Origin of the sequence: Nonomuraea harbinensis, assembly GCF_019396385.1 — a bacterium.
Taxonomy (GTDB): Bacteria; Actinomycetota; Actinomycetes; order Streptosporangiales; family Streptosporangiaceae; genus Nonomuraea; species Nonomuraea ferruginea.
Genome location: NZ_JAHKRN010000024.1, coordinates 1 through 18871, shown reverse-complemented (window position 1 = coordinate 18871; position 18871 = coordinate 1). Strand labels below are relative to the sequence as shown.

General features: G+C 70.3%; 18 protein-coding genes and 1 pseudogene. 10 read left to right on the top strand and 9 right to left on the bottom strand.

Annotation, left to right across the window (positions count from 1 at the left end; genetic code table 11):
• Positions 1-28: 28 nt before the first annotated feature.
• The 5 genes from KME79_RS24090 to KME79_RS24070 are packed head-to-tail and all read right to left on the bottom strand — an operon-like array spanning position 29 to position 5459.
• Positions 29-844, bottom strand: coding sequence for a sugar phosphate isomerase/epimerase family protein (locus KME79_RS24090; protein ID WP_219546438.1), 816 nt, complete (start codon positions 842-844; stop codon positions 29-31).
• On the bottom strand, positions 841-2022 hold the full coding sequence (locus KME79_RS24085; protein WP_219546525.1) for an ABC transporter substrate-binding protein: 1182 nt from the start codon (positions 2020-2022) through the stop codon (positions 841-843). The genes KME79_RS24090 and KME79_RS24085 overlap by 4 nt, the downstream gene beginning before the upstream one ends.
• Before the next feature lie 4 nt (positions 2023-2026).
• Entirely contained in the window at positions 2027-2965 is a 939-nt protein-coding gene (locus tag KME79_RS24080) for an ABC transporter permease (RefSeq protein WP_219546437.1), read from the bottom strand.
• Entirely contained in the window at positions 2962-3984 is a 1023-nt protein-coding gene (locus KME79_RS24075; protein ID WP_308249029.1) for an ABC transporter permease, read from the bottom strand. The genes KME79_RS24080 and KME79_RS24075 overlap by 4 nt, the downstream gene beginning before the upstream one ends.
• Positions 3981-5459, bottom strand: coding sequence for a sugar ABC transporter ATP-binding protein (locus KME79_RS24070; protein WP_219546436.1), 1479 nt, complete (start codon positions 5457-5459; stop codon positions 3981-3983). The genes KME79_RS24075 and KME79_RS24070 overlap by 4 nt, the downstream gene beginning before the upstream one ends.
• 85 nt (positions 5460-5544) lie before the next feature.
• Between KME79_RS24070 and KME79_RS24065 the strand changes: the two genes are divergently transcribed.
• Complete coding sequence (locus KME79_RS24065) at positions 5545-6687, top strand: ROK family protein (RefSeq protein WP_246640337.1); 1143 nt, start codon at positions 5545-5547, stop codon at positions 6685-6687.
• Positions 6688-6787: 100 nt separating this feature from the next.
• Positions 6788-6907, top strand: a complete 120-nt coding sequence (locus tag KME79_RS24060; RefSeq protein ID WP_219546434.1) for an inositol-3-phosphate synthase — start codon at positions 6788-6790, stop codon at positions 6905-6907.
• A gap of 15 nt (positions 6908-6922) precedes the next feature.
• On the opposite strand, the gene KME79_RS24055 is transcribed toward KME79_RS24060, so the two are convergent.
• Positions 6923-8401 carry an MFS transporter gene (locus tag KME79_RS24055; protein ID WP_219546433.1) on the bottom strand — a complete coding sequence of 493 codons (1479 nt, stop codon included), beginning with the start codon at positions 8399-8401 and terminating at the stop codon, positions 6923-6925.
• Positions 8402-8466: 65 nt separating this feature from the next.
• Between KME79_RS24055 and KME79_RS24050 the strand changes: the two genes are divergently transcribed.
• Together KME79_RS24050 and KME79_RS47085 are read left to right on the top strand one after the other, a co-directional pair.
• On the top strand, positions 8467-9447 hold the full coding sequence (locus KME79_RS24050) for a helix-turn-helix transcriptional regulator (protein WP_219546432.1): 981 nt from the start codon (positions 8467-8469) through the stop codon (positions 9445-9447).
• 278 nt (positions 9448-9725) lie between these two features.
• A pseudogene (locus tag KME79_RS47085) lies at positions 9726-11258 on the top strand (histidine kinase); the annotation flags it as partial.
• A gap of 378 nt (positions 11259-11636) precedes the next feature.
• Here KME79_RS47085 and KME79_RS24045 read toward each other — a convergent pair.
• A complete protein-coding gene (locus KME79_RS24045; protein WP_219546523.1) occupies positions 11637-12242 on the bottom strand; it encodes a response regulator transcription factor in 606 nt (201 codons plus the stop codon).
• 191 nt (positions 12243-12433) lie between these two features.
• Between KME79_RS24045 and KME79_RS24040 the strand changes: the two genes are divergently transcribed.
• From KME79_RS24040 to KME79_RS24025, 4 genes are all read left to right on the top strand, one after another.
• Positions 12434-13222 carry an SDR family NAD(P)-dependent oxidoreductase gene (locus KME79_RS24040; protein ID WP_219546431.1) on the top strand — a complete coding sequence of 263 codons (789 nt, stop codon included), beginning with the start codon at positions 12434-12436 and terminating at the stop codon, positions 13220-13222.
• A 36-nt stretch (positions 13223-13258) separates the two neighbouring features.
• Positions 13259-13759, top strand: a complete 501-nt coding sequence (locus KME79_RS24035; protein ID WP_219546430.1) for a GyrI-like domain-containing protein — start codon at positions 13259-13261, stop codon at positions 13757-13759.
• Positions 13760-13871: 112 nt separating this feature from the next.
• Positions 13872-14408, top strand: a complete 537-nt coding sequence (locus KME79_RS24030) for a hypothetical protein (RefSeq protein ID WP_219546429.1) — start codon at positions 13872-13874, stop codon at positions 14406-14408.
• Positions 14409-14427: 19 nt separating this feature from the next.
• Positions 14428-15138, top strand: coding sequence for a DNA alkylation repair protein (locus tag KME79_RS24025; RefSeq protein WP_219546428.1), 711 nt, complete (start codon positions 14428-14430; stop codon positions 15136-15138).
• A gap of 19 nt (positions 15139-15157) precedes the next feature.
• Here the strand turns inward: KME79_RS24025 and KME79_RS24020 are convergent, their stop codons facing one another.
• The gene (locus KME79_RS24020; protein WP_219546427.1) at positions 15158-15508 is read right to left on the bottom strand and encodes a YciI family protein; all 351 of its coding nucleotides are present in this window, start codon (positions 15506-15508) and stop codon (positions 15158-15160) included.
• Between the two features lie 401 nt (positions 15509-15909).
• Between KME79_RS24020 and KME79_RS24015 the strand changes: the two genes are divergently transcribed.
• Positions 15910-16059 (top strand): hypothetical protein, encoded by a 150-nt coding sequence (locus tag KME79_RS24015; RefSeq protein WP_219546426.1) that lies wholly within the window; start codon positions 15910-15912, stop codon positions 16057-16059.
• A gap of 309 nt (positions 16060-16368) precedes the next feature.
• Here KME79_RS24015 and KME79_RS24010 read toward each other — a convergent pair whose 3' ends face one another.
• A complete protein-coding gene (locus tag KME79_RS24010; protein WP_219546425.1) occupies positions 16369-17739 on the bottom strand; it encodes a CBM96 family carbohydrate-binding protein in 1371 nt (456 codons plus the stop codon).
• 240 nt (positions 17740-17979) lie between these two features.
• On the opposite strand from KME79_RS24010, the gene KME79_RS24005 reads away from it, so the two are divergent.
• On the top strand, positions 17980-18871 hold an 892-nt coding region (locus KME79_RS24005; RefSeq protein ID WP_219546424.1), incomplete at its 3' end, for a sensor histidine kinase.

The following is an 18871-nucleotide window of genomic DNA, read 5'->3' as shown; positions in this document are numbered from 1 at the left end:
GCCGGGGCACCCCGCCCCGGCGGTCCGGTCAGAGCGTTCTGAGGAAGGCCAGTCCCTCGACGGCCAGAGTGTCCTGGCTGGGGGCGAGCGGTCGCCAGATGGAGGCGGCGGTGGCGATGCTCTGGTTGTGCGCGGTGAAGGATTCGATGACGAGCGGCCCCGCGTACCCGGCGTCGCGCAGGGCCCGGGTGAAGGCGGGCCAGTCGAAGCGGTCCTGGCCCGGGGCGCCGCGGTCGGTGCCGCAGACCTGGACGTGCGCGATCCGGCCGGCGGCGCTGCGCACGGCCGCCGCCGGATCCTTCTCCTCGATGTTCATGTGGTAGATGTCGAGAGCCAGGTCGACGCCCGGCGGGAGGGCGTCCAGCGCCTGCTCGACGGTGTTGATCAGGCTGGTCTCGTAGCGGTTGAGGGGCTCGACCGCGATCCGCACGTCGGCGTGGTCGACCAGCGGTTTCAGGTTCTCCCGCAGCTCGGCGCAGGCGGCGCGGCGCTCGCCGGGCGACATGCGCCAGGTCCGCCCGACCGAGGCGTAGGCGGGGCCCGCGATGACCGGCGAGCCCACGGTGACCGCCACGTCCATGCAGTGGCGGAGGTAGTCCTGAGTCTCCTTGACCGCGCCGGAGGCGACGAGCTCCCGGCCGGGCGGCATGACCAGCACGACCGTGGCCTTGAGCCCGTGCTCGGCGAGGATGTCGGCCGCCCGCGCCGGGTCCCAGTCGCCCGGCTGCTCGACCGGCAGCTCGATGACGTCGAACCCCCAGGCGGCGACCTGGGGAGCGAGTCTCTCCAGGTCACCGTCGGTCAGGGGCGAGGTCCACACCCAGGTGTTGACCCCGATGTTCACTTCTGGCCGCCCCACTTCTCCGGGAAGCCGGGCATGTCCTCGCAGCCGCAGAGCGCGTAGTGCAGCGGCGGCAGGTTGGGCTTGAGGTAGGTGTCCAGGGTCTCCGCGGTGATCTTCGGCTGCGGCAGGTTCCAGGTCTTGGGCACCTGCTCGCCGTTGAGGATCTTCAGCGCGGCGATGATCGGCGTGCGCCACTGGTAGGTCGGGTAGGTCGGCGCGATCGCGGTGAGGTCGCCGTCCTTCCACTTCTGCAGGAAGTCCTGCTGGTCCTCGCCGTTGATCGGCGGGACGGGCCGGCCCGCGTCCTCGAACGCCTCGACCGCGGCGACGGCGGTGGCGCCCGCGTCCATCCAGACGCCGTCGATCTTGCCGTGGCGCTGGATGTAGTCGCTGACGATGCTCTTGGTCTTGGCCGCGTCGCCGTCGGTGAACTCGACGCCGACGACCTCGAGCCCGCTCTTGTCGAACGCCAGCTTGGCCGCCGACCAGCGGGTCTCCAGCACGTCCACGCCGGGCAGGATGCGCAGCGCCAGGACCTTGCCGCCCGCGGGCACCTTCTCGACCAGGAACTCCGCGCCGTCGGCGCCGAAGGCGTAACCGCCGATCGGCTTGATGAACGTCACCGGGCAGTCGGTCTCGACGCCGCGGTCGAACACGATCACCGGCAGCTTCTCGCAGGCGCCCTTGACCGCCGGGGTGAGGGTGGCGGTGGTGTTCGGCGAGATGATCAACGCGTCACAGCCCTTGGCCTGCAGCTCGGCGATGTCGGAGATCTGCTTGTCGTCCTTGCCCTCCGCGTCCAGCGCGGTCAGCTCACTGATCTCCTCGTGCTCCGCCACCTCGGCCTGCATGGTCTTCCAGCCGACCTGCCGCCACGGGTTGTTGACGGCCGCGTTGGAGAAGCACAGGTGGTACGGCCCGTCCTTCTTGTACTGAGCGGTGTCGGTCATCTCCGGCGCGATCGCCTGCTCCCATGGCTTGTCCGCCGGGCCCTCGGGAGTCTGCGACCGCATGGCGAGCTGCGCGTCGTGGTCGGCCTGGTCGAAGAACTTCGACTGCTCCCCGGTTCCCGACGCCTGTGCCTGGCTGCTCGGGGCCGCGGACGACGAGGTTACGGTGGCGGCCGGCTTGTCACTGGTGCATCCGGCGAGGGCGACCAGCGCGAACATCGCGACCATGGTTTTACGACGCGACACGGGCGTCTCCTTTGCGGGGGGTGAAAATCCGCGGCAGCCTCACGGCACCCGCGGCGACAGCGGCGATGATGATGACGCCCTGCACGGTGAACTCCAGCGCCCCGGAGATCCCGTACAGGTTGAGCAGCGTGAACAGCGCCTCCAGGGTGAGCGCGCCGGCCATGGCGGCCACGACCGAGCCGCGCCCGCCGCCGAGCACCACACCGCCGAGGACGACGGCGGTGATCGCGGAGAACTCCAGGCCCTGACCGACCTGGGCGGAGACGCCGGCGAACCCGCCGAGCAGGATCCCGGCGACGGCCGCGGCCAGCCCGGAGAGCACGAAGGCGAGGATCCTGACCCGGTTGACCCGCACTCCCGACAGGGCGGCCGCGCGCTCGTTGTCGCCGGTGGCGACGAGCGTGCGGCCGAAGTCGGCGCGCATGAGCAGTGCCGCGGCCACGCCGACCGCGAGCAGGATGAGGACGGCCCACAGCGTGTCGCGGCCGAAGACGCGGAACGCCTGCGACAGCGCCCCCACGGGCGCGCCGCCCGTCCAGAGGAAGACCGCGCCGGTCAGGATGAGCATGGTGCCGAGTGTGGTGATGAACGACGGCACCCTCAGCAGCGTCGTCACCGCCCCGTTGACCAGGCCCACGAGCAGGCCGAACCCGATCAGCAGGACGAGCACGGGCCACGTGGCGTCCTCGTTCCCGTCGATCAGGCGGGCGGCGATGACGACCTCGGCGGTGACGAGCGAGCCCACCGACAGGTCGAACTCCCCGGAGACGATCACGAAGTACTGGCCCGCCGCCAGGATCACCAGCGGCGCGGCCCGCTTGACGAACGCCAGGAACCCGGCCGGTTCCAGGAAGAAGGGATTGGCCAGCGCGATGGCCGCCAGCAGGACCAGCAGGACGGCGAAGATCGGCAGGTTGCGCTTCATGACGTCCGCCTCCTGGCGTAGAGCGCGACGGCGGCCACGATGACGACGCCCCGCACGACGTCCTTGAAGAAGGAGTTGACCTCCAGCTGGTTGAAGACGCTGTCCAGCACGGCCAGCAGGAGGACGCCGCCGACCGTGCCGGCCACCCCGCCCTTCCCTCCCGCGAGCGCAGTGCCGCCGAGGACGACCGCGGCGATGGACTCCAGGTCGTAGCCGCCGTCAGTGCCGACCGTGGGGACGCCGGCGCCGAGCCTGCTGGCGAGGAGCAATCCGGCGATGCCCGCGCACAAGGAGCAGAGCACGTGCGTGACGACGACCACGCGATCGGTTCTGATGCCCGAGAGCCTGGCCACCTCGACGTCGCCGCCCACGGCGTGGACGCGGTAGCCGTACCTGCTCTTCGCCAGCAGGAACCACGCCACGCCGGCCACCGCCGCCCAGAGCAGGGCCGAGACGGGGATGGGACCGATGCGGTCGTAGCCCAGGTGCTGGAACGACTCGGGAACGCGTCCCGCCGGACCGTCGTAGAGGTGGTCCAGGACGCCCTTGATGATCAGCGCCACGCCCAGGGTGGCGATGAAGGCGTGCACGTGGAGCTTGGTGATCACCAGCCCGTTGACGAGGCCGACGAGGGCGCTGACCCCGATGACGGCCGCCACGCCTCCCGGGACGCTGCCGGCTTCCATGACCTCGGCGGCCACCAGGGAGCTGAGACTGATGAGATAGGCCACCGAGAGGTCGAGGGATCCGGCCAGGATCGCCAAGGTCTGGCCGACCGCCACGATGCCGAGGGCGGCGGATCTCTGCTGGATGCCGACGATGGTCTCCGTGGTGAGGAAGGCGCCGCCGTCGAGGGCGACCAGCACCCATCCGATCGCGATGACGGCCGCCAGCGCGAGGTAGACGACCTTCGTGGGATCCAGCGCCGTCCATAAGCGCCGGGGGCCTCCGCTCCCGGTCCGGCCGTCTCCGTCCGGGGAGGCGCTCGCCTCGGCGACCCGGGGTCCTGTCGTGCTCACGAGTCCTCCTCCCCCGCGGCCAGGTGCATGATGGCCTCCTCCGAGACCCCGGCGGGCAGCTCGCCGGCGAGGCGGCCGTCGCGCAGCACGAGGATGCGGTCGCTCATGCCGATCAGTTCGGGCAGTTCGGACGAGATCATCAGGATGGCGGTGCCCTCCTCGGCCACCGAGCGCATCAGGTCGTGGATGGCCGCCTTCGCTCCGACGTCGACGCCACGGGTGGGTTCGTCGAAGAGGAGGACGTCCGGCGCCATGACGAGCCACTTGGCCAGGACGACCTTCTGCTGGTTGCCGCCCGACAGGTATCGGACCTCCTGTTCCTGGCGCGGCGGTGACAGCCGCACCCGTTCCAGGAGGGCGGTCAGGGCGGGGACGCGCCGGCCGGCGGCACGGGCCACGAGCAGCGCGTTGTCACGGACGGACTGGCGCAGCGCCAGGCCCTCCGCCTTGCGGTCCTCGGTGACCAGGCCGAGCCCGGCGGCGACGCCCTCGCGCACCGAGCGCGGGCGAACGGGGGTCATGGCACCGGTGGTGAAGGGCTCGGCGCCGAACAGGGCCTTGACGAGTTCGGTGCGCCCGGAGCCCTGCAGTCCGGCGAGGCCGACGATCTCGCCGGCCCGGAGTTCGAGGGAGATGTCGTGCACGTGGGCGTTGCCGCCGCCCGTGACGCTGAGCCGCACCTCACCCGCGGCCGAGGAACGGGGCGGGAAGTAGCTGCCGAGATCACGGCCGACCATCAGGCGGATGAGCTCGTCGGGACCGGTGGCCGCGGTGTCCAGGCAGGCGACTCGTGCGCCGTCCTTCAGTACGGTCACCCGGGAGGTCAGGTCGAAGACCTCGCGCAGGCGGTGGGAGATGTAGAGAACCGCGAGTCCGCGGTCCTGTAAGCGCCGCACCAGCCGGTGCAGCAGTTCCACCTCGTGCTCGGCGAGCGCGGCCGTAGGCTCGTCCATCACCACGATCCTGGCGTCCAGGGAGAGCGCCTTGACGATCTCGACCACCTGCTGCTGCGCGACGGACAGCCGTTTGACGGGGTCGCGGGGGCCGAAGGAGTCCTCGCCCAGTTCCGCCAGGAGCCGCCCGGTCTCCCTGATCATGGCGGCCGCGTCGACGAGGCCGCGGCGGGAGGGCTCGCGGCCGAGGAAGACGTTCTCGGCCACGCTGCGCTCGGGCAGCAGGTTGAACTCCTGGTAGATGATCGCCACGCCGGCCCGCTGCGCGTCCAGCGGATGGCCGAACCTCACCCGCCTGCCGTCGATCTCGATCGTGCCGTCGTCGGGCGCGTGCACCCCGGCGAGGATCTTCATGAGCGTGGACTTGCCGGCCCCGTTCTCGCCCACGACCGCGTGCACCTCGCCGGGCGCGACGTCGAGGTCGACACCGGTGAGCACCCGGACGCCGAGGAAGCCCTTCGTGATGCCGACCATCCGCAGCAACCGGGAGCTTTCGGCCGATTTTCGGCCTTTACCGTCCATGTTGCGAGATCGTAGATCGGACTTCTGCCGATGGTCAATCAAAAGTCGGCGTAATCTTGGCTTAACTCTCGAGCGAGGAGCTTCGTTGACCCAAGAATCACCGGGGGCCCTGCTCTCGATCTTGCGTGACGGCCGGGCCCGCACGCGTGCCGATCTCGTCCAGGTCACCGGCCTGGCCAGGTCGACGCTCACCCAGCGCCTGGACGCGCTGCTGGACCAGCGCTGGATCCTGCCCGTCGAGGAGGCGATCTCATCCGGCGGGCGGCCCGCTACGGCGTTCGCGTTCAACCCGCGCGCCCGGCTCGTGCTCGCCGCCGACCTGGGCGTGACCCGCGCGCGGGTGGCGCTCACGGACCTCAGCGGCGCGGTGCTCGCCGAACATGCCGCCGACCTGCCGATCGACGGCGGTCCCGAGCGCTGCCTGACCTGGCTGCTGGACACCGCCGACGACCTGCTGACCGACAGCGACATCAGCGACGTCGGAGGCATCGGCCTGGGGCTGCCCGGCCCGGTCGAACACCGGAGCGGCCGCGCCGTCAACCCACCGCTCATGCCCGGCTGGGACGGCTTCCCCGTGACCGAATGGCTCGGCGCCAAGATCGACGCGCCGGTCCTGGTCGACAACGACGTGAACATCATGGCCCTCGGCGAGCACCGGGCCGCCGCCCCCGACGTGGAGCACATGATCTTCGTCAAGGTCGGCACCGGCATCGGCTGCGGCATCGTCAGCGAGCGCCGCCTGCACCGCGGCGCGCAGGGCGCCGCGGGCGACATCGGCCACGTCCGCGTGCCGGCCGCCGACCTGGCGCTGTGCCGCTGCGGCAATCTCGGCTGTCTGGAGGCGATCGCCGGCGGCGCGGCCCTCGCGGCCCGGCTGCGGGTCGAGGGCACCCGTGACGTCGTACGGCTGGTGCGCGGCGGCACCGCCGAGGCCACCAACCTCGTACGGGAGAGCGGCCGCGAGGTCGGCCTGGTGCTGGCCTCGATCGTCAACTTCTTCAACCCCAGCGTCATCGTGATCGGCGGCGACCTGGCCGAGGCCGGAGAGCACCTGCTGGCCGGGGTGCGGGAGATCGTGTACGGCCGCTCACTGCCGCTCGCCACGCAGCGGCTCGACATCCGGGCCAGCGTGCTGAGGGACCGGGCGGGCGTGAGCGGGGCGGCCATGATGGTGATCGAGCACGTGCTCACACCGGCATCGGTGGACCGGATGGTCGAGTTCGGCTGACTTCCGACGTAAGCGAGTGTCTTGATCGACAAAATAGGGCCTTTACATCCCGATATTTCCGAACTTGCATGTGATCACCGGCAGATGATCGGGAGGCACCGTGGCTGGGGTCGGTGTATGGCTCATCGGGGCCCGCGGTTCGGCGGCGACCACCGTCGTCGCCGGGGCGGCCGCCATCAGGGCGGGCCTGGCCACCGCGCATCCCGACGGCCGCCTCTGATGCCCGCGACTTCGGTTACTCGGCGTGCTCGACTGCGGCTTTCGGGAGTGCGAGCATCACGAGCGCCGTGACCAGGTAGAGCGTCGCAGAGGCGATCAGGACGATGCTGAGCGCGTGACTGTGGTCGGGCAGCGCCGGTGCCCCGGTGGCTGAATCGGTGACGGAGGTGAAGAAGACCGTGCCGAGCACGGCGATGCCGACAGCGCCGCCGATCTGGTTGACGGTGGACAGCACCCCGCCCGCGGCGCCCGCGTTGCGCCCGGGAACGCCCGCCAGGACGACGTTGACGAGAATGGGCGCGGCCAGACCGAGCCCGAGACCGCCGACGAAGAGGGCGAGGGCGAGGAGCCAGTACCCGGGATCGCTGCCGTCCTTGACGACGGACCACAGGACGAGCTGAGAGGCCGCGATGGTGAGCGAGCCGGCGACCAGGAGTGCTCTGCCCGCCTTGGCGGCGAGAGCGACGCCGAGGCCGGAGGTGATGATCGAGCCGAGCGCGTACGGGAGGATCACCAGCCCGGTCTCCCATGCGGTCCGGCCGGTTCCGTTCTGGAGATAGACCGAGAGCGTGAGGAAGTACGCCCCGATGCCGCCGAAGAAGAGCACCGAAGCGCTCAGGCCGACCGCGAAGGCGCGGATTCTCAGCAGAGCCGGGTCGAAGACGGGTTCGTCTCCGCGTCCGGTGAGGCGGCGCTCGTGGGCGAGGAAGATCGCGAGCACGATGATTCCGGCTGCGAGGAGGGCGTAACTGGCCCAGGTCCATCCCCACGTCTCGGTCTGGATGATCGGCAGCATCAGGAGAAGGATGCCCGCGGCGGCGAGGAACGCGCCGAGGAGGTCCAGCCGCGCGGTCGAGGCGGAGCGGGACTCCGGCAGGGCCTTCGCGCCGACGATGAGCGCCAGGATCGAGACGGGCACGTTGATCCAGAAGATCGTCCGCCAGCCCAGGCCGAACAGGTCGATGTCGACGAGCAGCCCGCCCAGCAGCGGGCCGGCGACCGAGGCGAGGCCCTGGACCGCTCCGTAGGCGCCGAACGCCTTGGCACGCTCGCCCGGGGCGAATGACGCCCGGATGATCCCGAACACCTGCGGGACCATGATCCCTGCGGTCAGTCCCTGCGCGGCCCGCATGCCGATGAGCATCGCCGGATCGGCGGCCAGCGCGCACAGTGCCGAGGTGAGCATGAACCCGGCCAGGCCGATCAGGAACAGCCGCTTGCGGCCGTACTGGTCGCCGAGGCGCCCGCCGGTGATCAGGCCCGCGCCCAGGGCGAGGGTGTAGGCGGCGATCGTCCACTGGATCTGGGCGTCGCCGGCGCCCAGATCCTGGGCTATCGCCGGGGCCGCGACGGTGACGATCGTCGCGTCGAGAAGGTCCATGAAGGAACCGAAGAGCACCACGAGCAGGGCCGCGGTCGTGCCGGCGCCGACGACGGGCGGCGCGGAAGCCTCAGTGGTGCGGATGCCCTCTCGAGGGCTGGACGAGTCAGTCATGCCGGCCATCATCGTCGGCATAGTTGCCATCGAGTGACCGCTATCGGTGGGAGAATCGGAGAGTCATGGCTGCCACCTCCGCGCGGACGCTCAAGCTGCTGTCCATCTTCGGGATCGGCGCGACCCTGACCGCCGAGGAACTCGCCGCCCGGCTCGGGGCGTCGGTGAGAACCGTGCGCCGCGACATCGACACGCTCCGAGACCTCGGGTACGAGATCGAGGCCGTCCGCGGGGCGGGTGGAGGGTATCGGCTCGGTCGTGCCACCCGCTTGCCGCCGGTCGTCTTCGACGAGGACCAGGCTGTCGCCACGGCGGTCGCGCTCCAGACCGTGCCGACGGTCCTGTCCGGTATCCGGGAGAACGCTGCCCGTGCTCTCGCCACGCTGCAGCAGGCGATGCCCGCGCGCAGCCGCCTGCACGCCGAGGCGTTCACCGTCTCCTCGGCCCGCAACTACTGGGAGTTCCCCGCGCCACCGATCGACACGGGGATCGTCCGCGCCGTCGGCAGCGCGATCAACCGGCGGCACCTCGTCCGCGTGGACTACACCGGCGACGGCGAACCCGTCACGCTCACGCTGGAGCCGCACGACCTCGTGGTCTGGGCCGCACGCTGGTATCTGGTCGCCTTCGACCCGGGCGCGGACCGATGGCGGGCGATGCGCGTGGACCGCTGCAAACCGCACCTGCCCACGCACACCCCCTTCGACCGGCGTGACATCCCGCACGGCGATCCTGTCGCCTTCGTCATGACCGCGCACGACCGCGGAGACGCCGCCGCCGAATGGCCATGCCGCGGCTCTGCCGTCCTCGCCCTGCCCGCCTCCACCGTCGCCCGGTTCGCCCCCGGCGGATCAACAGTCGAGTACGACACCGAGACCACGTGCCGGCTCACACTCGGGGCCTGGTCATGGCCAGGACTGGCAGGACTGCTCCTCACCTTCGACGCCGATCTCACCGACATCGAACCTGCCGAGCTCAGGCAAGCCCTGCGCTCCCTGCGCACCCGGATCGGCAAGGGACTCCGGCCTGGCCGGCCTCACCGCTGACCTGCACATCCGGCGTCCGCGACTGCTCCGCTCGGCGCTACAGTACGCCGTACGGGAAGACGACCTGGCGGCATCCTGATCATCCGCTGGAGGGGCAGTGGGGCGCTGTTCCGGTGGCGCCCCTGTGTGGCGAGCGGAATTCCTCCACTCGGGATGTCGATCCGCTCCCCGCTCACTCGACGCCTCAGCAAGAGCAACCGTGAGCGTACGTGGAAGGCCGGGCGCATGCCGAGAATCGGTAGTGGCGGACCGTCGAGTTTCGCCCCCACAGGTCCCTGATGACCCCTGCCTCCGATGCCCTCCGCCGTTTCCTCACGGAGCCGGTGTCCGCGTTGCGCCTGGCGCGGTTGGTGGCCGTCGTCGTCAGCGCGGGCTTCGCCCTGGGCGGCCTCGCGGGCCTCCTCGCCACTGCGCCGCCCGGGTTCGCGCTCATCGCCGGCATCACTGTCCAGGCAGCGATGCTCTCCCTGCACCTGTACACCTGTGTGCTCCCGACCCGGGGAGGGCGACCGCGTGGCTGGCGCTGGTCGCTGCTCGCCCAGGTCGCGCTGACGGGCGGTGGCCTGATGTGGCAAGCCGGCTCCTGGTGCGGCATTTCCGGTTTCCTGGCTGCCTCGATCCTGCTGCTGGCCAGACCGGCCCGCGCAGGGTGGGCCGGGTGGGCGGGATGGGCTGGGTTCGCCGGTGTGCTGGTGGCGCAGGGATGGTCCTGGTGGACGGTCCATCCCTCCCCGGGCGAGGTGGCGAATCTGGTCTTCGGACAGACCGCGTTCGTCGCCATGGCGTTGTACGGTAGCGTCCGCGTGGCCGACCTGGTTGCCGAGCGGTACGACGCCCGTGCCGAGCTGGCCACCGCCGAGGTGAGGCGGGAGCGCCGGGCCTTCGCCGACGAGCTCAACGGCCGGGTGGGGAACAGCCTGCGTACGGTGATCGCCGCGGGCGAGGCCATGATGGCTTCGCCCGATCCCGCCCAAGCACGCGGCGAGCTGGACAGGGCGCTGGACACGGCTCAGTCCACGCTCGACGAGGCCCGGGCGATGTCACACGCCCGTCGCGACGCGCATGCCCGGGGCCGTACGCCGGCCGATGACCTGCGGCCGGCGTACGTGGTCGTCCTCGGCAGCGTCACCGTTTGCCTGATGATCGTCCCGCAGGCGGTGCGGTTCGCGGTCGAGGCGGGGCTTTCCGTCGCCGGAGGGTGGGCGTTCGGCCTGCTGCTGGTGTCCTTCACCGGGCTCCATATGTGGCACTGCCTGCCGGGCAGGACCGGGGGGCGGCCTTCGCGCTGGCCTTGGACCCTGCTGATCCAGGCGGTCATCGCGGTCGCCCCCGTTGCGTACTTCGGCTTGCAGACGTGGCACGTCGTCGCCTTCCTGCCGGGGCTGACCCTGATCCTGCTGCGAGGATGGCTGCGCTGGGCGAGTACGGGTCTCCTGCTGGTGCAGAACGCCCTCTATCTCCTCTGGGGTGGCGGCCTGGGTGAGGCTGAGCTGTTCGACCAGCTCACCCGGGTGGTGTGGGGCGGTGAGCGGGCTCTGGTCGTCTATGGCCTGGCGCGGATGGCGCGGATGACCTGCGAACTGCGTGGATTGAGAGAGGAGCTCGCGCGTACGGAAGTGACGCGCGAGCGCCTGCGTTTCGCTCGTGACCTCCACGATCTGTTCGGCTACAGCCTGTCGGTCATCGTGCTCAAGGCCGGCCTGGCGGGACGGCTGCTGACGGTGGACAGGGCGCGCGCCGAACGCGAGATGGCCGAAGGCGTCGCGGCGGCACGCGAGGCCCTGGACGACATCCGGACCGTCGCGTACGGCTACCGGCGGATGTCACTCGCGGTGGACTTCGAGTCGGCCCGGTCCCTGCTGGAGGCAGGCGGTTTCGAGGTACGCGCCCACTACACCCCTGTGCCGATGCCCCCACGGGTCCAGACCGAGCTGGCCGCCTTGCTGCGCGAGGGCGTCACGAACATCCTGCGGCACAGCCGCGGCGACACGTGCGCGATCCGTATCGAGCGCAAGGGGAACCACGTGCGCATGGTGCTGTCGAACAACGGCGCGCGGGCGGACGCCGGAAGCCGGGGCCTCGGCACGGAGAGCCTGGCCGCTCGCGTGCGGGTCCTGCGCGGGTGGATGGACCGGCGCGTCGTCGGCGACGTCCATGTCCTCACCACGGAGATCCCGCTCGGCACCGGGCTAGAGCCAGCCCTCGTCCGTGGCGATGCGGATGGCGTCGACGCGATTCCTGGCGCTGAGCTTCACGACCGCGGAGGTGAGATAGTTGCGGACCGTGCCCAGGCTGAGAGACAGAGCAGCGGCGATCTCCTGAGGCTCCGCCCCCGTGGCGGCCATCCGCAGCACGTCGGCCTCCCGCTCGGCGAGTGGGCTGGTCATCGTCTCCAGTGCCCTCATCGCGAGCGAGGAGTCCACAACGCGATCGCCGGCGGCGACCTTGCGAATGGCGTCCACGAGCTCCTCCGGCGGCGAGTGCTTCAAGAGGAAACCGGCCACCTGCGCGGTCAGGGCGCGCCGCAGATAGCCCGGCCGCGCCATGCCGGTGAGCATCAGGACCCGGCAGACGGGCAGCAGCTCACGCAACCGCGCGGCGGCGGTCAAGCCGTCGATGCCGGGCAACGCGATGTCGAGAAGGGCAACGTCGGCGCGTACGCGGACAGCGGTGCCCGCCACCTCGTCCCCCCGCTCGACGGTGGCCACGACGTCGAAATCGTCTTCAAGGCTGAGGACGGTGGCGAGGGTGTCACGCAGAATTCGGACGTCCTCCGCAATGATGATGCGAATCATATGTGTCCCCCGAGGAAAAAGACGCTGGGCGGTTTTATTTTAGCGCTTCGCCATAGGGTGAACCGCCTTCTGAATGGCTCACGGCCGCCTTGGTGACGTATTCATCAAGGGCTGGTGATCAGCGCACTTACCCCGTACCGGCTGTCGCGAGAAGCTCGAACCCGCACACCGGAATATCGCTGAAAGGAGTGATGATGCTGCTGGCGAAGAAGAACGTCGTCATCTATGGCGGCGGTGGGCCGATCGGCAACGCCTTCGCCCGGACGTTCGCCCGTGAGGGCGCGCGGGTGTTCCTGGTGGGACGTACGCGGGAGCCGCTGGAGCACACGGCGGCCGAAGTGGAGTCGGCGGGCGGCAGCGCCCACGTGGGGGTGCTGGACGCACTCGACGAGCGGTCGGTGAACGAGCACGTCCAGGAGGTGCGATCGCTCGCCGGTTCGGTCGATGTGTCGGTGAACCTGGTCTCGCGTGGCGACGTGCAGGGCATCCCGCTGATCGACATGGCGGCCGACGACTTCGTACGGCCCATCACCGTGGGGCTGACCGCGGCGTTCGTCACCGCCCGGGCCGCCGCGCGGGTGATGGTCGATCAGGGCGACGGCGTGATCCTGACGCTGAACAGCGGCTCGGCTCACGGCAGCCCGATGATGGGGGCCAGCGGGCCGGCCGACGCCGCCACCGACACCTTCGTCCGCAACCTCGCCGCCGAGGTGGGCCCGCGCGGGGTGCGGGTGCTGGGCATGTGGACCGCGGGCGTGCCCGAGACCTTCGCTCCCCGTTTCCTGGAGCACAATCCCACGCGGCGGGCCTCCGGCATGTCGGCCGAGGACATCGACCAGGTGATGAGCGGGCTCAGCATGCTGGGCCGCGCCCCACGGCTGGCTCATGTCGCCGAGACGGCCGCCTTCCTGGTCTCCGACCGGGCCGGCGCGATCACCGGCGCCTTCGTCAACGCCACCAGCGGCGTCTTTCCCAGCTGACCTGTCCAGGCCGGCACCCGACCAGAGATGAGAACGATGAACCACGAACCCGACGAGACCGTCGCCTTCAAAACCCTCTCCCCGCAGCCCGTCATCAGCGTGCGCCGCACCGTCCCCGTGGCCGAGCTCCCCCAGACCCAGGCAGAAAGCCTGACAGCGCTGTGGACCCATCTCGGCGAGCTCGGCGTGGGCCCGGCCGGGTCACCGTACGTGCGCTATCACACGTTCGGTGAGACCGAGACGGACGTCGAGGTCGGCGTTCCGGTGCAGGACGCGGCCGCAGGCATGGGAGAGGTCGCCGCGGGTGAGCTTCCCGGCGGCCCGGCCGTCACCACCTGGCATCTCGGCGCGCACGACCGGCTGGCCGGCGCATACGAGCGGCTGACGGCCTGGACGGGGGCAGCACCGTACGAGCCGGAGGGCGGCGCCTGGGAGGTCTACACCTGGATCGACCTCGCCCACCGCCCCGATCCCGCGGCATGGCCGGCCCCGTCCACGTGGCGCACGCAGCTCGTCCAGCCCCTCAATCGAGTCTGAACGCCCATGACCGACATGATCAGCAGGCCCACGGCGGGCCGCCGGGAATGGCTCGCGCTGGCCATCCTGTGTCTGCCCACGATGCTGACGATGCTGGACATCAGCGTGCAGTGTGGTGCTGTCCCTGGCGGCTGTTCTGCCGCTGGCCTACGGGCTCAAGGAGATGGCGCAAGCCGGCTGGTCCCCTGCTCCGGTCACGCTCGCGCTGGCAGGGCTGCTCGCGGGGGTCGTGTTCGTGGTGCGTCAGGGCCGGTTGGCGCACCCGCTGCTGGACCTCCGGCTCCTCCGGATCCCGGAGGTGCGGGGCGCGCTGCTGATCTCCCTGCTGGTCGGCGTCCTGCAGAGCGGGAGCGGCTTCTTCGTGGCCCAGCATCTGCAGTCGGTGGCAGGACTGAGCCCGCTGCGGGCGGGCCTGTGTGCTGCTGCCGACCTTCGGCCTCGTCATCGGCATCTTCGTCAGCCAGGGGATCGCGCGACGGGTACGTCCCGCCCAGGTGGTGGCGGCGGGAGCGGCGATCGCCGCGACGCGTTCGCCGCCGGCCTCAACGTCACTGCGGCGGTGTGTGCGGTAGCGTTCGCCGGCATCGCCGTGCTTGCCCTGACAACCCTGCGACGCATCCCGCCCTTCGGACCGCCTGCCGCCCGGTGAAGGGCAGGAAGAACGAGACATGACGACTCACCCCACCAGCGAAGTCTTCACCGAGCGACTGACGGCCTTGCCCGTGCCGGAAGAGCGCCGCACCCGTACGTCCGAGCAGGGTGTCACGCTCGGCATCCGGATGCGCGACGTCTTCGATCTCGCCGAAGAGTTCATGGACATGCCTCCGGACGAGATCTCCAAGCTCCTCGACAGCGAGGTGCACGAGGTAAGGGTCGGCGCGTGCAGCATCATGGACAAGCAGGCCCGCCGCAAGCGCACGCCCGCGTCGCACCGTACCCAGCTGTACGACCTCTACCTGGGCCGCCACGACCGCATCAACACCTGGGACCTGGTGGATCTGGCCGCGCCCTATGTCGTCGGAGGTCACCTGTACGACAAGCCGCGCGACACGCTCTACACGCTCGCCCGTTCCGCGCACTGGTGGGAGCGGCGCACCGCCATCGTCGCCACCTACTACTTCATCCGGCACGACGATCTCGACGACACCTTCGGCATCGCTGAGATCCTCGCCGATGACCCCGTCGAACTGGTGCAGAAAGCCTATGGCGGGTGGATCCGCGAGGCCGGCAAGCGGGAGCCGACGCGGCTGCTGGCCTTCCTGGACCGGCACTCCGCCACGATGCCCCGCACCGCCCTGCGCTACGCCGTCGAACACCTCGACGGCGACCTCCGAGCGCATTACATGGGCGCGGCGAAGCGGTCTCCCCGCTCTTCCTAGGCCTGGGCTCGTCGAGGCCCTAGGGCCTGGACGAGCACTGCCACACCTCCACCTGGACGCCCTCCCACCGAGTCAGCACGGGGACACGACGAGCCCATTCGACGGCCTCCGCTCGGTCCTTCGCTTGAATCAGCCAGAATCCGGCGATCCATTCCGTCTCGGTGAACGGCCGGCCGATCATGACGGCCTCGCCGCCGCTATACGCGATCTGCGCTTCTCGGCTCCTTTGATGCAGCTTCCCGGCGAACAAGAGCACCCCGGCCTTGGCCAGGGCCTCTCCATAGACCCGCAGTTCGGCGGCAATCTCGTGGCTCGGTGCATGGCCCGCCTCGATGTCTCCCCCGGCCCTCCGTATGATCATGAATCTCATCGGTCTTCTCCCAGCCGGGCCATTTCCACTGTTCGTGTACTCGACGCTCAACCAGGTTGGCGCTTTCTCGCCATGACTGTGCAGTGTGCCATTCATCGGATGCTGATGAGATATTCATGTCCGGCCGCGAGGAATAAGCATAAGTGATCTTGCATATGAGGAGCTCAATTGTATTTGCGGCGTTTGCCGGTGCCCTGGTGTCACCGACCGCCGTAAAAGCGGGAAGCGTGAATCCGGTGGCAGCGGAGAAGCGGTTGATGGCCGGCCAGTTCACCGTCAAGGTGGAAGCCCGAACACCCGCTTCGTGCCGTCCGGGTGTGCCGTGAGTGACAGGGGCAAGATCACCGACGTCCACGACCTGACCAGCCGGGACCGCTCCGAACACAGCACGCGGCCCTCCGGTGACGAGGCCCCGGCCGGGGCTGCCCCTGCTGGCGGACCTGCGCGACTGGCTGGCCGACGTCGAACCTGACCTGATCGCCGCCGCCCGCGACGCCGGTGTCACCTGGGAGGCCCTGGCGCCCCCGGCGGCAGCGCCGTCCCTGCGGTGATGTGGACGGGTTCGGCTTCCTCGGCAGCGATCGCCGCGCGCAGGGTGCGCGGCGCCCAGACCGCCGCGGCGGCCGCTATCGAGGACCTGACCGACCACACGGTGACCGGCTGGGACTCCAACGTCTCCAGCCGCTCGCTTCATGGCGAGTCGTCCCTGGTGTCCCACACATCAACGCGCACGTCATCCTCGTGAGGGGCTGACGGGAGTTTCGGGAGACGCATCGCGCGCATGCGCGCATGTCTAAGGACACCATCGCGCACCTGGAAGCGCTGGTTCTGGAAGACAGCAAGAACAAGGCCCGCGACGGTCAGGAGCAGAACGCGCTCCAGGCGGCGCGGCTCGCCGGGTCGCGCAGCCGGTAGTCGCCGGTGGGCCAGTCCAGGTCGAAGTAGAGGGCCCACACCGAGGCGTGCCGGTTGAGATAGCCGGTCATGTCGGCGAGCCAGGCGGCCCGGCCGGTGCCGTCGTCGCCTGCGGCGATGTGGCTGCCGAGTTCGGCGACGCCGTGCGGGAGATTCTCAGCCCGGTTCACCGCCAAGGTCGCATCCAGCAGGGTGGCGGGAGCCAGGTAGCGGCCCTTGGCGGCGGTCGTGTCGTAGTTGTAGACGTCCCAGGCCAGCACGTCGAGCGCGGCGCGGCCGGGGTAGTAGTCGCGCCAGTCGCGGCCGGAGGCCGGATCCACCGTCCAGCCCATCAGGATGAGCGTGCCGCGCAGGCGCGGGTTGGCCGCCTCGCGGGCCAGCCCGGCCAGCCGGCTCCAGGCCTGACGGTAATCGGCGGCGGTGAACTCGCCGTTCCTGATGTTGTCCTCAGGTTCGTGGTAGAAACTCCAGTAGATGTCCTGGTCGCGCGGCGCCGCGGCGAACCAGGTGCGCATCGCCGCGTCATGGGTTCCGGCGACGACAGCACCAGGGCTGGCCTTGAACGAGATGACCATGGGGCGGTTGCCGGCGTCCAGCTTGCCGGGCCAGGGCTGCGGCAGCCCGCCGTAGAAGACGCGCACCGCCTCCAGCCCGCCGAACAGGGAGTCCTCGCGAGCCAGCGCCTGCTGGTACGTCTCGCCGGTTTCGGCGGCGAAGGAGGCCCCGCACAGAGTCGGCCCGGTGTAGGAGACGATCAGGCGAGGGCCCAGGTCACCGGCCTCGCGTGAGTGCACGACGGTCGCCGACTGGGCGGTGGGGTTGGTCATCGCGAAGGAGTACGTGCCGGCCGCGCGCACGGTGGCGGACACGTCGAAGCTGATGGCGGTGGCGCCGGGCGCGGGCAGGGTGGCGGTCGCCACGACGGGGCCGACGGCGGGACGGGACGCGTACGTCATGGACTCGGTCCAGGAGTTGTCGGCCACCGACCGCAGTTCGGTGACGCTCGCCTGCTGCTCGGTCTTCTGGTAGAGCATCTCCAGCCGGGCCGAGGCGATGCTTCGCCCGGCGGGCGGCGCGGGCACCGAGAACCTGAGGTAGGCCTGGCTGTGCCAGGGGGTGTTCCAGTGGGAGGCCGCCAGCTTGGCCGCCGTCCCGTAGACGTTGCCCGGCGCCTCGGCGACGACATAGGTGTCGGCGACGGGGGCGAGGCCGTCCCGGGCAGCGGCGGCGGCAGCGGGGGAGGCCAGGGACAGAGCCCCGGACACACTCGCGACGGTCACGAAGACGCTGAACCAGCGGACCGTGCCTCGGCGCATGTCTCTCCTCGTTTCGGCGCGTGCGTTGGTGGCGCCGACACGATAGCCGCCGCTCCCGCCCGCGAGCATCAACCCACAGTCGTCGAAATCCACTACATCCACCGTGGCAGAAATCCGCGATGTCCACCTTCCGCAGCAGTCGCCGCTTGCCGGCCGTCGCTACAGCCCGACCACGGCGGTAGCCGGGATCAGCCTCTGATCCGATGACGAACCGGGGCGGCGGGCTCTATGCTCCGAGCGATGATCACGTGGTTGCGCGGCCGCGCGCAGCGGCTCCACAGGATCGACACGCGGGTCCTCGACACCGCTCTGGCCCTGCTGCTCACCGGGGCATGTTGCGGGTCGGCGACCCAGTTCTCCGGGCCTGGCTGGCCGCCCCTCGATGCCCTCGCCCTCCTGCTCATCTGTCTGGGAAACCTGCCCCTGGCATGGCGCAGCCGCGCCCCGATGATCGTGCTGGTGGTCACGTGGACCGTTTGGGCGGTCTACCTTCTTCTCGGCTACCCACCGATGGCTTCGTGGGCGTCCCTGGTGGCGCTGTACACGGTGACCGCGCGACGGCCGGTGAAGGTGTCGGCGATCTGCTCCGCGGCCGTCGGGCTGCTGGTGCTGGTGGCAGGAACCCTGCTGATGTCGGTGACGGCGGCCTTGGGGCAGACTCTGGCGGTGCTGGTCCTGTGGGCCTTCGGCGTCGACCGTCGCCAGCTGGCGATGCTCAGCTCGCGACTACGGCGCGAGCAGGAAGACCGGGCCCACAGGGCGGTCACCGAGGAACGCGTGCGCATCGCCCGCGAACTGCACGACATCGTCGCCCACCACATGTCCGTGGTGTCTGTCCAGGCCGGACTGGCCCGGTACGTCTTCTCGTCCGACCCCGGCATGGCCCGCACGGCCCTGGACACCATCGCCGCCAGCAGCTTCGAAGCCCAAGAGGAGATGCGCAGGCTTCTAGCCGTGCTGCGCACCAACGGTGACGGTCCCGGCTACGCTCCCGCTCCCGGCCTGGCCCGGCTGAACGAACTGGCCGACCGGGTCCGGGCCGCCGGGGTGCCGGTCGAGGTGAAAGTGCGGGGCGTGCCCAGGCCGGTCGGGCCGGGCGCCGACCAGTGCGTCTACCGGGTCGTCCAGGAGT

Coding starts and splice junctions, on each gene's coding strand:
- KME79_RS24010 (WP_219546425.1), bottom strand. CDS start 17,739: ATGCGCCGAGGCACGGTCCGCTGGTTCAGCGTCTTCGTGACCGTCGCG.
- KME79_RS24040 (WP_219546431.1), top strand. CDS start 12,434: ATGATGCTGCTGGCGAAGAAGAACGTCGTCATCTATGGCGGCGGTGGG.
- KME79_RS24070 (WP_219546436.1), bottom strand. CDS start 5,459: ATGGACGGTAAAGGCCGAAAATCGGCCGAAAGCTCCCGGTTGCTGCGG.
- KME79_RS24020 (WP_219546427.1), bottom strand. CDS start 15,508: ATGAGATTCATGATCATACGGAGGGCCGGGGGAGACATCGAGGCGGGC.
- KME79_RS24045 (WP_219546523.1), bottom strand. CDS start 12,242: ATGATTCGCATCATCATTGCGGAGGACGTCCGAATTCTGCGTGACACC.
- KME79_RS24035 (WP_219546430.1), top strand. CDS start 13,259: ATGAACCACGAACCCGACGAGACCGTCGCCTTCAAAACCCTCTCCCCG.
- KME79_RS24085 (WP_219546525.1), bottom strand. CDS start 2,022: ATGGTCGCGATGTTCGCGCTGGTCGCCCTCGCCGGATGCACCAGTGAC.
- KME79_RS24055 (WP_219546433.1), bottom strand. CDS start 8,401: ATGACTGACTCGTCCAGCCCTCGAGAGGGCATCCGCACCACTGAGGCT.
- KME79_RS24025 (WP_219546428.1), top strand. CDS start 14,428: ATGACGACTCACCCCACCAGCGAAGTCTTCACCGAGCGACTGACGGCC.
- KME79_RS24050 (WP_219546432.1), top strand. CDS start 8,467: ATGGCTGCCACCTCCGCGCGGACGCTCAAGCTGCTGTCCATCTTCGGG.
- KME79_RS24080 (WP_219546437.1), bottom strand. CDS start 2,965: ATGAAGCGCAACCTGCCGATCTTCGCCGTCCTGCTGGTCCTGCTGGCG.